This is a genomic window from Pseudoalteromonas phenolica (assembly GCF_044788725.1).
Taxonomy (GTDB): domain Bacteria; phylum Pseudomonadota; class Gammaproteobacteria; order Enterobacterales; family Alteromonadaceae; genus Pseudoalteromonas; species Pseudoalteromonas phenolica_C.
The window spans coordinates 38,895-54,565 of record NZ_CP173161.1 but is presented as its reverse complement, the minus strand read 5'-3'; the positions used below and the strand labels follow the sequence as shown (position 1 = coordinate 54,565).

The 15,671-nt window shown below is 40.5% G+C and carries 12 protein-coding genes, 2 tRNA genes and 1 rRNA gene; 7 read left to right on the top strand and 8 right to left on the bottom strand.

Annotation, left to right across the window (positions count from 1 at the left end; genetic code table 11):
• Positions 1–41 precede the first annotated feature (41 nt).
• Together ACH784_RS00235 and ACH784_RS00230 are read right to left on the bottom strand one after the other, a co-directional pair.
• Entirely contained in the window at positions 42–3,512 is a 3,471-nt protein-coding gene (locus ACH784_RS00235; RefSeq protein WP_404392500.1) for a S8 family serine peptidase, read from the bottom strand.
• A 375-nt stretch (positions 3,513–3,887) separates the two neighbouring features.
• The gene (locus ACH784_RS00230; RefSeq protein WP_404392498.1) at positions 3,888–7,373 is read right to left on the bottom strand and encodes a S8 family serine peptidase; all 3,486 of its coding nucleotides are present in this window, start codon (positions 7,371–7,373) and stop codon (positions 3,888–3,890) included.
• A 345-nt stretch (positions 7,374–7,718) separates the two neighbouring features.
• On the opposite strand from ACH784_RS00230, the gene ACH784_RS00225 reads away from it, so the two are divergent.
• Positions 7,719–8,168, top strand: coding sequence for a c-type cytochrome (locus tag ACH784_RS00225; RefSeq protein WP_404392496.1), 450 nt, complete (start codon positions 7,719–7,721; stop codon positions 8,166–8,168).
• Positions 8,169–8,282: 114 nt separating this feature from the next.
• Here the strand turns inward: ACH784_RS00225 and ACH784_RS00220 are convergent, their stop codons facing one another.
• Positions 8,283–8,930 (bottom strand): cytochrome b/b6 domain-containing protein, encoded by a 648-nt coding sequence (locus tag ACH784_RS00220; protein WP_404392494.1) that lies wholly within the window; start codon positions 8,928–8,930, stop codon positions 8,283–8,285.
• 357 nt (positions 8,931–9,287) lie between these two features.
• Complete coding sequence (locus tag ACH784_RS00215; RefSeq protein ID WP_404392492.1) at positions 9,288–9,470, bottom strand: PA3496 family putative envelope integrity protein; 183 nt, start codon at positions 9,468–9,470, stop codon at positions 9,288–9,290.
• A gap of 270 nt (positions 9,471–9,740) precedes the next feature.
• Here ACH784_RS00215 and ACH784_RS00210 point away from each other — a divergent pair, with 270 nt between their 5' ends.
• Positions 9,741–10,529, top strand: a complete 789-nt coding sequence (locus tag ACH784_RS00210) for a YggN family protein (protein WP_404392490.1) — start codon at positions 9,741–9,743, stop codon at positions 10,527–10,529.
• 61 nt (positions 10,530–10,590) lie between these two features.
• Here the strand turns inward: ACH784_RS00210 and ACH784_RS00205 are convergent, their stop codons facing one another.
• Positions 10,591–11,409 carry a diacylglycerol/lipid kinase family protein gene (locus ACH784_RS00205; protein ID WP_404392488.1) on the bottom strand — a complete coding sequence of 273 codons (819 nt, stop codon included), beginning with the start codon at positions 11,407–11,409 and terminating at the stop codon, positions 10,591–10,593.
• Between the two features lie 240 nt (positions 11,410–11,649).
• On the opposite strand from ACH784_RS00205, the gene ACH784_RS00200 reads away from it, so the two are divergent.
• The 5 genes from ACH784_RS00200 to ACH784_RS00180 all read left to right on the top strand — a co-directional run bounded on the left by ACH784_RS00200 (position 11,650) and on the right by ACH784_RS00180 (position 13,708).
• A complete protein-coding gene (locus ACH784_RS00200; protein ID WP_404392486.1) occupies positions 11,650–11,793 on the top strand; it encodes a hypothetical protein in 144 nt (47 codons plus the stop codon).
• Positions 11,794–11,959: 166 nt separating this feature from the next.
• Positions 11,960–12,050, top strand: a tRNA-Ser gene (locus ACH784_RS00195).
• A gap of 17 nt (positions 12,051–12,067) precedes the next feature.
• Positions 12,068–12,160, top strand: a tRNA-Ser gene (locus ACH784_RS00190).
• A 640-nt stretch (positions 12,161–12,800) separates the two neighbouring features.
• Positions 12,801–13,325 (top strand): hypothetical protein, encoded by a 525-nt coding sequence (locus ACH784_RS00185; RefSeq protein WP_404392484.1) that lies wholly within the window; start codon positions 12,801–12,803, stop codon positions 13,323–13,325.
• Positions 13,326–13,336: 11 nt separating this feature from the next.
• Positions 13,337–13,708, top strand: coding sequence for a hypothetical protein (locus ACH784_RS00180; protein ID WP_404392482.1), 372 nt, complete (start codon positions 13,337–13,339; stop codon positions 13,706–13,708).
• On the opposite strand, the gene ACH784_RS00175 is transcribed toward ACH784_RS00180, so the two are convergent.
• From ACH784_RS00175 to rrf, 3 genes are all read right to left on the bottom strand, one after another.
• Positions 13,705–13,923: a hypothetical protein gene (locus tag ACH784_RS00175; protein WP_404392480.1), complete on the bottom strand. Its 219-nt coding sequence runs from the start codon at positions 13,921–13,923 to the stop codon at positions 13,705–13,707. The genes ACH784_RS00180 and ACH784_RS00175 overlap by 4 nt on opposite strands.
• A gap of 352 nt (positions 13,924–14,275) precedes the next feature.
• A protein-coding gene (locus ACH784_RS00170; RefSeq protein ID WP_404395127.1) for an IS630 family transposase occupies positions 14,276–15,296 on the bottom strand; the annotation gives its coding sequence in 2 pieces (ribosomal slippage) (positions 14,276–14,842 and positions 14,844–15,296; 1,020 coding nt in all).
• Between the two features lie 227 nt (positions 15,297–15,523).
• Positions 15,524–15,637, bottom strand: a 5S ribosomal RNA gene (gene rrf / locus ACH784_RS00165).
• Positions 15,638–15,671: the final 34 nt, after the last annotated feature.

The window sequence follows — 15,671 nt, the reverse complement described above, 5'->3', positions numbered from 1 at the left end:
TTATTTTTAGCTAAAAAATTTAGCCAGCTAATTTATTTGCATTACTTCTGCTTACGACGGCGAAGTGCTGCAAATGGTGCTGCTAGAAGCGCTAACCAAGCTAGTGAACCTGCACCGCTATCATCGTTGTCATCGCCACCTTTCACGTTATTAACGCGGATTTCAACTTCTACAGGCTTAGAGTAGTTACCTTTAGCATCTTTTGCTGTTGCTGTGAAACGGAAGTCACGGTCATATTCGTAGTCGATTTCACCTGTAACTACGATTTCACCGTTTGCGTGAACATCTACTAGGTTAGTTCCGCTGATCATGATATCTACAATGTCGCCATCTTCATCATGGTGGGCAAGTTTGCCTATAACTGTACCTAGCTCAACGTTTTCGTCAGTGTAGAAAGTTTGGCGTTCTTCAATCACAGGCGCATTGTTATTACGGCTTTCGATTACTTCATCGATAACGTCTTGACCAGCTGTTGCAACAATTTGGTTGATGCCATTACCAATCGCGAATTGACTATTTGCCAATACATATGCCGACTGACCTGGTGCTAGTTCATTTACACGTTCACCAGACGCATTAATTAGTGCTGCTTTGCCTTTACCAAAATCAACAGTACCTACCAAACGGTCTGTTTCAGAATAAACACCGTATCTAGAGCTTGGGTAACCTGTAACAGCAGCAACAGTAAACGGTTGAGCTAACGTCTCATCTGTAAGGCCTAGTTTATCTGTACATACAGAAAGTGTTACTGAGTCACCACCTGTTGTATGGAATGCAGGACCAGAAATGATTGAAATATTAGTATCACCGTTAACTACTTCACCATAAGCCGTTCTTGAGCGGCCAGGAACTTCCGCACTACGGCCTGTGTCATTATAATTACCAATACCAAAGTCATACACGCCGTTGTTATCAGTATCAAACATAAATTCAACACCGACTTGACGTAAGTGGCTATAATTGTCTGAAAGCTGAAGCGTCGTTGTCATTAGAAGACCAGACTTACATGACTCAACATTGTAAAGGTTTGCCGATGCAGCTTTTACGTTAAACGCTTTATCAGTGCTATTGTCTGCGCCAATAAGCACTTCAGGATTGATTGAAAGTGGCTCGAAACCCGTATTTGTGAAAGTAACGTACTTTTCAGTACCCATTTCTATCATGTCAAGCTCACCACCAACAAATGCTTTTGGCAGAACATGATAAACGAGTTGCAGGTTGTTTGTGCCTGGCGCCATAAGGTCGTTAAATACTAGCGCACCGTCAAACTCCGCTAATGTCAGCGCATTTGCACGAGGCTCAAGGTCACTTGCTGATTGCGGGTTTTCAAGCATCCACTCTGGTAAACGTGCCGGGTCAATCGTCACTGTCACATCAAACTCGACAGAACTATTTGCAGGCACTTTTAGTTCACTTGGGAATTCCCAAGATAATGCGCCTGTCTCTGCATCATTTGCATAACGTGCATTAATAGACAACTCGTAAATGCGTTCTTCGCTTGAATGGTTATTAACTTCTACCGTTTTAGTGAATGAAGTCACTTCTTCTAGCTCTTCAAAACCGAACGATAATGCGCCTTGTTTAGTGTCATACTCTGGCAGATAAACCATTGCAACAGCTGGTGACTTGATCGCTTTTTCAACATCGACTAAACCTGCACCTATTAAGCTAATTGGTGCTAATGTAGTGTCAGGATTAAGTGCTGTAGATTCTTTAAATACATTTAAGTCCGCAGTATTCATTAGAATCGCTTTGACTTCTTCAGCGCTTAGTTCTGGGCGAGCATCACGAACTAGTGCAACAGCACCTGCAGTAATTGGGCCAGAGAATGAAGTACCACTTGCTGGTGCAAGACCTGTTTGCGTGCCCGTGTCAGCAACCATAATTGCAGAACCAGGCGCGGTGATTTCAGGCTTAAGCAAGCCATCCATTGAAGGACCACGTGAAGAGAAGTCAGCCACTGCATTACCCGCAATGTTTATCTCCGTAGCCTCTATATTTAGCGTGAACTCTTCACCTGCCGCGATGCTGTCTTTGATTATTTGACCATCGGCTTTGGTTAACATGATTGTACGAATAGTAACGGCTTCAGCGCCTGGTGAAGCAGCCATATTGATAACGCCTGTTTCAGCACTGTTTACAATAATAACAAAAGCCGCGCCCTTCTCTTGTGCATTTAGAGCTTTCACAGAAAAGCCACAACCACCACGATCAATTAGCACTACTTTATCAGTAAAATCAACATCATCGCCAAAAGACTCACAGCCAGTTTGGTTTGTTTCTGGATAAACAAACTCTTTACCTTCACTCGAGAAAGCAAATGGTCCTTGAGCACCGAATCGTGCTTCTCCAAAAATAAATTCTTGCCCATTTAAATCTGTTTCGGTCTGATTGATTACCTGAGTAACAGGGTGTGTCATAGCACCCACTGATAGTGCATTTGGTGTCGTAGAAGGACCACCAACACGGAACGGATGATCACCGTCATTACCAGCAGAAATAACAACATTCGTACCTAAACGGACAGCGCGTTGGATAAGATAACCGGTTCCGCCAGCTGTGTAAGTGCCACCAAATTCACCGCCAAGAGACATGTTAATAACATCAGCTCGGTCCGAAAGATCGCCATCACCATTTGGATCCATCGCAGCTTCTAACGCATTAATTTGAGCCGCGTAAGGACAACCACCACCACATACAGAGTAGACTAATAATTCAACATCTGGTGCGATCCCAGTTACAGAGTGTGATACAGCTGTACCGTGGCTGGTTGCTTCACCCGGAGCATCTTCCCACTCTGAATCAGGGAATTTAGGGTCATTTTCGATTGGATCTGCGTCATTACGAATAAAGTCATATCCGCCTTTGACTTGGCCTTGTGGCCAAGCAACAGATCTTGGATCTTGTTGCGCCGCTTCATAAGCTTCAACAGTACCAGCCTCTGGGTTAAAAACCTTGTGCGTGTAGTCAATACCAGTATCTAAAACGGCAACAGTTTGACTAGAACCAGTAAAGCCTAATTCATTATTAACTACATTGGCTTTAAGTAAATTATTTACTTCTACAACATGAAGGTCAAAGTCACGTAATGGTAAAACACGCTCAACATTTGAGTTTAATTTTAGTGCACTAAGTGTTGTGTCACTTGCAGAAACAATTAGTGCTGGAGCTAATAATTTTGTTGCACCATATACTTTTGCTTCAGCATCTAATTGCTTTAACTCATTCGCTAGACTAACTTGAGCCTGCTCAATTGCAGCATACGTTACACGCGCTGCATCTACAGAATAATTACCTTGTTCAATTAAGTCTGCAGCAGTTGTTTGTTTTAAAACAACTAAATAAGCATCTGAACGAACTTCTTTGATTTCTTCTAGTTTTGATTTTTGGCTAGATTCAAATGCTTGGTTTAGTGATGAATTTGTAGCAAATTGCGCAGAAGCAGATGCTGCCATTAAGGCACCAGTTACTGCTGTAGCAACCGCAGTTGCTTTCAATGAATACTTAGACATAGTTTCCCCTAAGTCAGATTAGTAAAGAGTTTTTTATTTTTTTGTATAAATATAGAAACAAACAGCAATATAAGCTCTGATAGGTACAAAAAACAATAATTTAGGTACATCTGAGTTACAAAAAGAAGAAACGAAAAGAGAAAATAACTCTTAGAGCTCTGATTTAAATAAGAAAAGTAACGAGTAAAAAAATGTAAACAATTTTAAGATTAGAGGTGCATTTGTAGCTAAAAGATTTACCACATTGGAAGCACCTAATTTTTTACTACAAATAAGAAGTTAAAAATAAGGGGGTGACTATTCCTGACATTTACTTTTTTCAAATAAAAAGGGCTGGCATCAAGCCAACCCTTTCTTTAAACAGCGTTCTGTTTATTATTTTTGTTTACGACGACGTAGTGCCGCAAATGGTGCTGCTAGAAGTGCTAACCAAGCTAGAGAGCCTGAGAATGCATCATCATTATCATCACCACCTCTTACGTTATTAACGCGAATTTCTACTTCTACTGGCTTAGAATAGTTGCCTTTCGCATCTTTTGCTGTCGCTGTGAAGCGGAAGTCACGGTCATATTCGTAGTCGATCTCACCAGTAACAACAATTTCACCCTTCTCATTAACATCTACTAGGTTCGTGCCGCTCACCATGAAATCAACGATGTCACCATCTTTATCAGAATGCGCAAGCATACCGATAACAGTGCCAAGCTCTACGTTTTCGTCTGTGTAGAACGTTTGACGTTCTTCAATCATAGGTGCGTTGTTGTCACGACTTGCCATCACTTCATCAATTGCATCTTGACCAACTGTTTCAACGATTTGATTTAGACCGTTACCAATTGCAAATGGGAAGTCAGACATCACGTATGCAGACTCACCCGGAGCAAGACTGTTAACTCGCTCACCAGCTGCATTTACCATTGCTGCTGCACTTTGATCGAAAGCAACTGTACCAACTAGAGCATCTGTAGGTGTATACACGCCTAGTGAGTAGCTAGCCCAACCTGTAACGGCTGCAACTGTGATTGGGTCACCAAATTTAGCATCAGCTAAACCTAAGTCTTCTGTACAAGCTGTTAGCGTTACAGAATCACCACCCGTAGTATGGAACGCAGGACCTGAAACGATCGCCCATTGAGTATTTCCATCAACAATCGCACCTAGTGCTGTACGTGAACGACCCGGAACAGCTGCACTACGACCTACATCGTTATAGTTACCGATTGTGTAGTCAAATACACCATTGTTATCTACATCAAACATGAACTCAAAACCTGCTTGACGCATGTGAGTTAGCTCGCTAGATAGCTGCATTGTTGCAGTCATCATGATGCCTGATTTACATGATTCAACAGCGTAAAGGTTTGTTGAAGCAGCTTTAACATTGAACGCTTTGTCAGTGCTATCATCTGCACCAATTAGCATTTCAGGGTTAAGTGAGATTGTTTCGAAACCAGTATTTGTGAACTTGATGTACTTTTCAGTACCCATTTCAACCATGTCTAATTCACCACCAACAAACGCTTTTGGAAGTACATGGTAAACAAGTTGTAGGTTGTTTGTACCTGGCGCCATTAAGTCGTTGAATACTAATGCACCGTCGAATTCAGCCATAGTTAGTGCATCAGCACGTGGTACTAGGTCATCAGCTGTTTGAGGGTTCTCAAGCATCCACTCAGGTAGGCGAGCAGGGTCAATAGTTACTGTTACTTCAAACTCTACTGACTCACCAGCTGGTACTTTTAATTCACTTGGGTAATCCCAAGATAGCGCACCAGTTTCAGCATCATTTGCGTAACGAGCATCCATAGAAAGCTCATACATGCGGTCTTCGTCAGAGTGGTTATTTACTTCAACTGTTTTAGTGTAAGACGTTACTTCTTCTAACACATCAAAACCGAATGAAAGTGCTGCTTGCTTAGTATCATATTCAGGGTGGTGAACCATCGCTACAGCAGGTGAAGCGATTGCTTTCTCAACATCAACAAGACCAGCACCAATTAAACTGATAGGAGCAAGGTCTGCATCTGGGTTAAGAGAAAGTGGGTCAACAGTCACATTCAGGTTAGCTGTATTCATAAGAATTGCTTTAACTTCATGTGCACTTAATTCAGGACGAGCTTCACGAACCAGCGCAACAGCACCCGCAGTGATTGGACCTGAGAAAGACGTACCTGTAGCTGGAGCTAGTTGATCTTGAGTACCTGTTGCTGCAACCATGATGCTAGTACCAGGTGCAGTGATCTCTGGCTTAAGTAGGCCATCCATTGAAGGACCACGTGAAGAGAAGCCAGCTACTGCACCAGCAACTTGAACCATCTCAACTTTAATCTCAAGTGTATCTTCACTTGCAGCTTTAATTGCATCTTTGATTGTAGCGCCAGTTGCGAAGTTCACGCCAAATGAGCGAATTGTTACATCAGCATCAAAACCACCCATAGGAGCTGGAGTACCGTCATCTGTCGCATTAGCGATTAGAACAAATTCAGCGCCCATTTCTTGTGCATTAAGAACTTTTTCAGTGAAAGCACAAGAACCACGGTCGATTAGAACAGTCTTACCAGTGAAGTCCATACCCGCAAATGGGTTAGTTGCATTACCTTCACCGTCATCACCATCACAACCTTCAGCTTCATTAACATCAGCTGTATCTGCATTGTCACCAGGATAAACGATTTGACCTAATACCATTGAGCCTTCGAATGCACCTTGAGGACCGAAGCTTGCAGGTTGTACAACAACAGCTTCACCTGCTAGCGTTGCTGAAGGGTTAGCTTCTTCTAATGTAGGGTGAGTCATTGCACCTACAGAAAGCGCATTAGGTGTTGTTGAAGGACCGCCGATACGGAATGGGTGATCACCGTCATTACCAGCAGAAATAACTACGTTAGTACCTAGACGTACAGCACGTTGAATTAAGTACTGAGTACCATCTTCAGTGTAAGTGTCACCAAATTCGCCACCTAGTGACATGTTGATCACATCAACGCGGTCTGATAGGTCACCGTCACCGTTTGGATCCATTGCTGCTTCAAGGGCATTTACCTGAGCTGCGAATGGACAACCGCCACCACATACTGAATAAACGAATAGTTCTACGTCTGGTGCAATACCTGTCACTGAGTGAGATACTGAAGTACCGTGACTTGTAGCATCACCTTCACTGAAGTTTGGATCATTTTCGATAGGGTCAGCATCGTCGCGAATGAAGTCATAACCGCCCTGAACCTGACCTTGTGGCCAAGCTACAGAAGCAGGATCTGACTGAGCCGCTTCATATGCTTCTACAGTACCTTCACCACCAAATACTTTGTGTGTGTAATCGATACCAGTGTCTAGTACTGCAACCTTTTGACCTGCAGCTGTATTACCGCCCGCGTTTACTGGAGCAGCATTTAAGTATTCATTAACGTCTGCAACATGTAACTCAAAATCACGTAGAGGTAGTACACGAGCAACATTTGAGTTTAGTTTAATTGCACTAAGCGTCACATCACTTGCTGCAACAATTAAAGCTGGTGCTAGTAGTTTTGTTGAACCGTAGATCTTAGCGCTTGCATCTAGTTGCATAAGCTCGTTGCTTAAATCGGCTTGTGCTTGCTCGATCGCAGCGTAAGTTGCACGTGCAGCATCAGCAGAGTAGTTACCCTGTTCGATTAAATCTGCAGCAGTAGTTTGCTTTAAAACAACTAAGTAAGCATCAGAACGAACTTCTTGAATTTGTTCTAGTTTTGATTTCTGACTTGATTCAAACGCTTGGTTTAGTGAAGAATTTGTCGCTAATTCTGCAGAAGCAGAAGCAGCCATTAATGCGCCTGTTACAGCTGTCGCAACCGCAGTTGCTTTAAATGAGTACTTAGACATAGTTTCCCCTAGGTCTTGTTTATATTGATGGTTACAACTTGTTATTTTTGTTTTCAATAGAACAACAATATAGTACTTAAGCAAATTTATTTACAACATAAAAGAAACAATTAAAAACAAAATAATCACAAAAGCAAAGATAACCTTAAATATCATACAATTAACACAGCACCTATTAAGTAAACAAACGTAAACAAATTAACAAACAGTTTACCTTATAGGTACAAACCAAATTAAGAGCTTCATTTCATATAAAAGATGTAAATATTGCCACTCATCATGAACGGCTTGCCTTTTGACACTGTTTTACGTACAAAGAATTAACTCAACTCTTAGGGGCATATAATGAAAAAAACAATTATTCTGGGTGCATTACTGAGCACACTAACTTTGAGCGCAAACGCTCAGTCTATGTTTGAAACGTCTGAAGATGCTATTGAGTATCGAAAAGCGACATTCCAACTTATTCGTTATCAAATTGGCGACATGGGAGACATGTTAAAAGGAAAAGTGAAATTCGACGCTCAGCGCTTTCAACAACGCGCAAATAGCGCTGCTGCACTTTCTAGTATGCCTTGGGAAGCATTTACTTCAGACTCTCAAAAAGGCGATACAAGCGCGCTTCCTGCAGTTTGGACAGATAGAGCTACTTTCGATAAGAAAGCAACACAGTTTGCTGAGTATGCGCAAGCGTTAGCAACGGCGGCAAAGTCTGGTGACAAAAAAGAAATTGCCCCAGCATTTAGAAATTGGGCAAAAGGCTGTAAAGATTGCCACAAATCATTTAAAGACTAATCTTTCATCCATTTTCACAAATAAAAAACGGCGCTGTTGCGCCGTTTTTTATAACACTCTATAAGAAGTCACAATAATCTTCTTAGCTCAATGATCTATTTTGAGGAGCTGCAATCATCCTACAAGCTGACTTAACGGCTCTAGGCCCCATAAACCTATCAAGACACCAGCTAACACTAAAAATATAATATAAGCTTTCCATCCTGGCTGCATCTTTGGCTGCTCAGAACTTAACTCTGCTGAGCCAGTGATAAGGGTTTTGGCTAAATTCTTACCCTTTATACGGTAAATGATGATTGCAGTAATGTGTAAAGCGATAGCAGCAATTAAGAAATCTATATTACTATGATGAATGGTTCCGGCTAATTCGACTAAATCGTAACTAACAAACTTTACCAGCGGCCCATAGACTAGTATGTCATCTGTAGTAAATAATCCCGTTATCAATTGCATTAAAATGAGCACAAAAAATAATAAGACCATTAAACTACCAGCAGCATTATGCCCAACACTACTATCTTCGCCTTTTATTGCAGACATTACTTTAGCAGGGGGATTTATAAGTCGGCTTAGTCTTGCCGTGTCACTGCCTATCACCCCCCAAATTAAACGCGTTAGCATGAGTGCAAGCAATAGGTAACCAGTTACAAAATGCAGCTCTAACCAACCTTCTTCACCACTGATATATAAAACAGCTAAAGCACCCACCAATAACCAATGAAACCCACGTATAAAGCCATCCCATACTTTAATCTTGCCCATCTTACTCTCACAAATACTGATAACCGATGAGCACTATTATGCAGGACAGCAAATAAGAGTCCATACCAATTCATCGTCAAAAAATGAGGAAAGAACTTATCTATTACACTGTATTACTCTAAAACAAAATACAGCTCTTTGTATCATACTGCTTGAGCTAGTTTGGATACTATCGCTTTAACGACGGTAGACTCTTATACCAATCCTCTTAATTAAGCGATCTATTTTGAGGCAAGGAAAACTTGTCGATAACGAGGCGGAAATTTTGCTATTTAGTTGTTCTAAATAAGAAATTTTCAACGAAGCTAGCGTCAGTTTTAGTCCCTCAAACTGATTGAGTATTATTGAGGATTGGTATTAGTCTATATCTCCAAATTCATCATCCCCCAAACACTCTCGTAAACGCTTTTGTTCAAAATAATCTTCAAGCCTCTTTCGAGTTCGACGTTTTTGCATACTTGATGGCTCGGTGTTTAATTCACCTAACTCAGCACTAAATTCATCGTCCATCGGAACATCTTCAGAAAAGGAATTACGCATGGTGACAACCTCATGACATTAAGCACATTACCGTTTTAATAATTAGCGTGATTTTTCAGCTTTGCAAACATTATAAGCAAGCTAACACCAACGCCTGCGTGTTAAAAAAAACACAAATTAGTGCAATTGACTAAAATCTTTTGCATTTTTAACCACCCCTCACTTCCTCACCACAAACAAAGAAGCACAAACTCATGATTATATTAACATTTTAAATTTGGCATCCATCTTGATAAAGAATTACTAATCCCATCAATAGGAATGATAATTATGAAAAAGTTTATGTTAGCAACCACATTAGTTTTAAGTACGTCAGCAATCGCACACGAAGATCACGGCATTCAAATTAGTAGTGACCAATGCCAAGTAGACTTTCAAAATGATGTTCGTATCACACCTAACCAGTTACAAATAACGGCTGAAAACAGTAAGCAGCTAACAATCGACAGCTTTGGTGAGCTGTATGTTGATGGGCAAGCAATTACATTAACTGATGACCAAAAAGTCGCTCTTTCAAATTATGCGGATTCATTACGAGTACAATTACCACAAGTCGCAAACATTGCTTTAGATGGTGTAAAGCTTGCTGGCGTAGCACTCGATGAAGTTGCGCAGGCTTTTAATCTACAAGGGTTAGATTCTTTAAATGGTCTGATGGATGAGCTGCACGTTGAAATCAGTGACACCTTTTATCAACAAGGTGCATTCGTAATGGGCGAGAGAACATTTAATGAATTCGGAGAAAACTTTGAAGATAAATTCGAAACCCATATGGAAGAAGCTGTTGAATCAGCGATGATGCAATCAATCGGTAGCATACTGATGATGGTTGGTTCAGAAATGGTGAGTTCGGGTGGCGATATGGAGAGCTTTGAAACTCGAATGGAGAATATGGGCAAACAAATAGAAGAGAGAATTGAACTTCAAGCAAAGCAGCTTGAAGAAAAAGCCAATGGCCTTTGTGGAAAATTTGAAGTTATTGCTAATGCCGAAACCAAACTAGTTTCGCAAATACCAGCTATGAATGGTTATCAACTTTTTAATTTCAAATCAAAATAATTAGGTAGCGCCTAAAATATTAATTATCTCCCTTTACGAGCTGACTCTGTCAGCTCTTTTTTCATAACTTTACCTTCAAAGCTGCCGGACATACTTTTATCAATGCAGGCGATTGCCCGACAATTTCTCCATCAGCCTCGATTAATAAATCAGGTTCATTGATAAAAAATTCAGAAATACTCTCTGTGCTGACATATTGTGATCTCTCGTGACTATAAAATAACATCAAAAGAAAGGTCCAAACCCTGTTTAATAGCGAGTTGGCTTTAAAATGAACCATTAGTAACTCACCGTTATTAACTTGTGCATTTGGAGCAGCTTTCAAGCCCGCAGCGAAGAATTTTCCATTTGCAAAAATACGCATAAGAGAACTGTCATTGGCTGAGATCTGCTTAAAGCTGATAAGGTGTTTTATGCCTGCGAAAATATAACTGAATTTATGACGACTCTGAAAAGTGTCCATATCTTTTACCACTGCAGCATTAAAACCAACACCTGCGATATTAATAAAAAATCTGTTATTTATTTTCCCCAGGTCTATTGAGTAAGGTCTACCAGAGAAAACCAAAGCTCGCCACTGCTTAAGTGTAAAATTAAACTGCCTCGCAAAATCGTTGCCGGTGCCAGCAGGGAGAATAGCAACCGCAATGTCGGTATTTGCCAATGCATTTGCAAGCAAATGTAATGTTCCATCTCCGCCTATAGCAACAATCATAGATACTTCACCCAAAAAGTTTTGAATTGCGGCAACATCATTTTCAAATTGACCGGTTGTATATAACCAATGGCAGTGCAATTGCCTACTAGATACTTCTTTTTCTAACCATTTAACATGTTCAGTAATCTCACGCGAACAACTAGGCTTGACCACAACTAGCATAAAAATTAATTAACCCTATTAATTAGATAATTATTCAAAACAAAACACAAAAACCACTTAAAAGCCCAAAAACCATGAGAATAAATATTCAAAACCATTAAGTTAAGAAACAAAACCGAGGCAAATCCATTAGAAAAACTTATCTGATAATCACAATTTTTATTGTTTTATTTTTATTCAATTCGAATGCAGAATATACACATATAAACGTTATTTATTCCAAAAATCTAGGAGCTCATCATGATCCAAACAGCTGCAGCGTGCAGCAACACGCAACCTCGCTTAAAACAAACTATTGCGAAAAAGCCTAGTTTCAGTTGGCAGTCACTTTTTGCAGTATGTGGTAAAAAGCTTTCAATGGATCATATGGCTCGTTGCAAATAACATTCAGCAAAGTGTTTATGTTTTTGATTTTACTATACAGAATTTAACCATTGAGGCTATCTCATCTACAAAAAAGAACTTTTTCTTTTAATTTAGGTTAAATTTTAGGCAAACAAATCAAAAACTATTTACAGCAGCAAAATCGCTAAGTATTATCTTTTCCCATGGAGAGATGGCTGAGTGGTTGAAAGCACCGGTCTTGAAAACCGGCATACGTTAATAGCGTATCTAGGGTTCAAATCCCTATCTCTCCGCCACATTTTAAGTTTGCGCCGGAGAGGTGGCCGAGTGGCTGAAGGCGCTCCCCTGCTAAGGGAGTATAGGGTTTGTAGCCCTATCGAGGGTTCGAATCCCTCCTTCTCCGCCATTAACTTGTATTAAAACCGCTTAATTGCGGTTTTTTTATGTCTTAAATTTACCTCTTTTATTTCAATAATCCTTCCACTCATGATTAAGCGTTTTATATTTAAGTAAGAAAAGCTTGTCGATAACATCGCTCACGCGTCTTATACCAATCCTCTTAATTAAGCGGTCTATTTTGAGGCAAGAAAAACTAGTCGATAACGAGGCGGAAATTTTGCTATTTAGTTGTTCTAAATAAGAAATTTTCAACGAAGTTAGCGTCAGTTTTAGTCCCTCAAAATGATTGAGTATTATTGAGGGTTGGTATTACTACCCCTGAGGCACCTACATCAATGCAAGCAGGGTGATAGTGTTGATATTTGGTACTCTACAGAAGAGGCTTTTAACCTATTAAGCGGCAAGTTTAGCTCCTAAAAGTGATTAAAGAATCATTAAAAATAGATATAACCAAAGACAAATTCAGTTTCAGTGCATCATCATTTTGTATGCTGCCTGCTATATATATGAATACGATAGGGCAAAATATGGCGAAAACTAGCAGTTTAACCTTATCCAATTTTTAACGGCCTTCTAGCAGCATTTACAATGCTTGAATAAATAGAAAATAGAATGCACACTGAATAAAAAAAGAGCGGGATTACCTAATGAAGACATTGCTTTTAATCGCTTCTGCTTTAGTTGTTTTTACCGGTTGTGGTCAAACAGCTAAACAAAATGAAACAACAGAAGTTCAAAAACCACAAAGTGCACCTCAAGTTAAAACACAGACTGAGAAAAAACCTGTATTTGCAGAGAAGGTACTACTTTTAGATAAGCCAACCGACGAGCAAATAAATAATCATAAAGTAACTGCTTCTACCTTGTCTAAACTAAGGGCTGAAATCAACAATATCGAAACTGCTAATGAATGTGATAGCAGTATGCAGTGTGAAGTGGTTGCTGCTGGTAGTAGAGCCTGCGGCGGCCCTAGCCATTACATGATCTACTCGACTAAACATACATCAAAAGAGAAAGCGCTCAGCATCGCCTCTGAGCTTACAAAATATGAGAGCCTGTATAACGCTCAAAATGACATGCAAAGCATTTGTGCAATGCTCACAAAGCCAAGCACACAATGTATTGATAACAAGTGTGTTAAACTAACCAACAGTAGTCAATTAGCGTATTAAAAGGAAAATACATGAAAACAGTAATAGGCTCAGCAGTCATAGCCTTCCTTATGTTATCGGGTTGCCAATCATCACAACAAAATTTAGATACCAGCAGTGATTCAATACAAAGCTATGTTGCTGACTTAAGTTGTGATGCAAGTTTTCAATGTAAGGTTATTGGTGTAGGAGAACGTCGCGCTTGTGGTGGTCCTAGTCGCTATGTTGTATTTTCCACAAAAACGGTTGATGAAAGCGAGGTAGAACGTTTAGTGGCAGCCGAAACAGCAAAAGAACAACTACTAAACGAAGCGCTTTCAGCTGAAGAAACTTGTAAACAAGTTCTGCCTATTCAGTCATTATGCATAAGAAACACATGTGAAAGCTTTCCTATCAGCAACTAAAATAATAAAGCCCCTATTGCAGACAAAGTCATGATCAATAGGGCACACCCTCCCGCTTTAAAAATTAACATCTGATCCATCTCTTTATACACCCAGTAACGGTAAAGAAAGCGTGCAAAATAGCTAGCTGAAGTACCGAACAAAGCAAACATAATCAATAAATAAACAAGATAAATAGTCACACCAACAGCCTTTAATAAACCCTTTTTAAGCATAGCCAGTTCTTGATCTTGGCGCAAATGTAGTGCAATAGTGCAAAGTTAATGACAGCGAGCGAAGCGAGTGCATTTGCTTTGCGTAAGTACAGCGCGAAAGGTTTATGACAAGCGCGCAGCGCTTACATTATTTTCGCGCAAGGGTGACCAATGACCGAAACGAAGTTTCGCAGCATGAGGAAGTGAGCGCATGGATGCGCGATGGAACCCAGCTTCATGGATGAATGTAGTGCAAAGTGTTAACGACAATGAGCGAAGCGAATACGTTTGCTTTGCGCAAGTTGAAGTGAGCTAGTATAACTGAAGGTAAGAGTTTAGTTATTTTCGCTTGTGATACCATTCCGCATAAAGATTAAGTCAGCTTTATCCATTCTCGGCTGCACATCTTCTTCACTCGATCCGGTAGTGAAATAAATTGATTCCATGCTTTTGAAACTTCATCAACTATGTCGTCATAGCCAGAAAACACTCTATTGGATAAACAATGTTGTCGTATCCAGCTCCATACTTGTTCTATTGGATTTAGCTCTGGTGAATAAGGAGGAAGTTTTATGAGCGTTAAGTTGCTGAATTCTGCCGCAGTATCATCTGTATGCCAGCCTGCGCCGTCTATAATCACAACTGCATGCCTGCCAACTGGTGTAGCTTGTGATATTTGACGCATATGCTGCCTCATCGCTTCTTTATTTACAAATGGACTTACTAACGCTTCAGTTTGGCCTGTGGCAGGACATACTGCACCAAATAAGTACCCGTATTCAAACTGTTGTTGTTTCACAATCCTTGGCCGTGTTCCTGTTTCAGCCCAAATGCGTGTAGTCGGGTTCTGCTGACCAAATCGAGCTTCATCCTGAAACCAGACATCGATACGGTCAAGAGGAAGGTGGCCTGGAGTGTGAAGGATCGTTTCCAGTAGAAAGTTTTTTAAAAGCTTCTTGCCTCTGCTGTGATTGCTTAGGATGCTTCGAGCGACTTGTGATCCAGCTAAAGCCAAGCTGTTTTAGTATTTTATAGACATGATTTAAGTGGTAATGAACGCCAAACTCGGTGCTAATGTATTGCACAATGTCGTCACCGGTTAAACGGCCACCTTGAAGGTCTGAGTTTGCGCGCTTTATAAACTCAGACAGTTGCTCAAGCTGTGGTTGTTGGAGTCTAGATGGACGCCCTTGAATAGGCTTATTGTCTAAGCCATCGAGGCCATGCTCTAGGTAACTAGAGACCCATTTATTAACACTACTTCGTGCAGTATTAAGGCGTTTTGCAATGTCGGCTCTACTATTGCCCTCATAAAATAATGACACGGCAAGCAATCGAATGCGCTTTCGTGCGTTGGGTTCTTTTCGGGAAAGCGATAAAAGCTGTTCAGATATGTTTGTGTTCAACGTTATTGAGTTGGTGATTTTATATGACTTCTATTAGATCAGATATTTAAGCGGAATGGTATGAAAAGTGGTTCAGAACGAAGAGAGTAGCTACAGTGAAGGTTGCTCATTTCACCTTGCGCAGAAGTTTCCGCTTTATCACTTCGTGATGCGAAAATTCTGCACCATAACGCAAAAAACCCGCTGCATTTCTGCAACGGGTTTCTTTAATTAGGCCCTGGCGATGTTCTACTTTCACATGGGAGACCCACACTATCATCGACGCTGTTTCGTTTCACTTCTGAGTTCGGCATGGGGTCAGGTGGTTCCAAAACGCTATAGTCACCAGGAAATACTGGGTGCAAATGTTTAATGACATCGTGC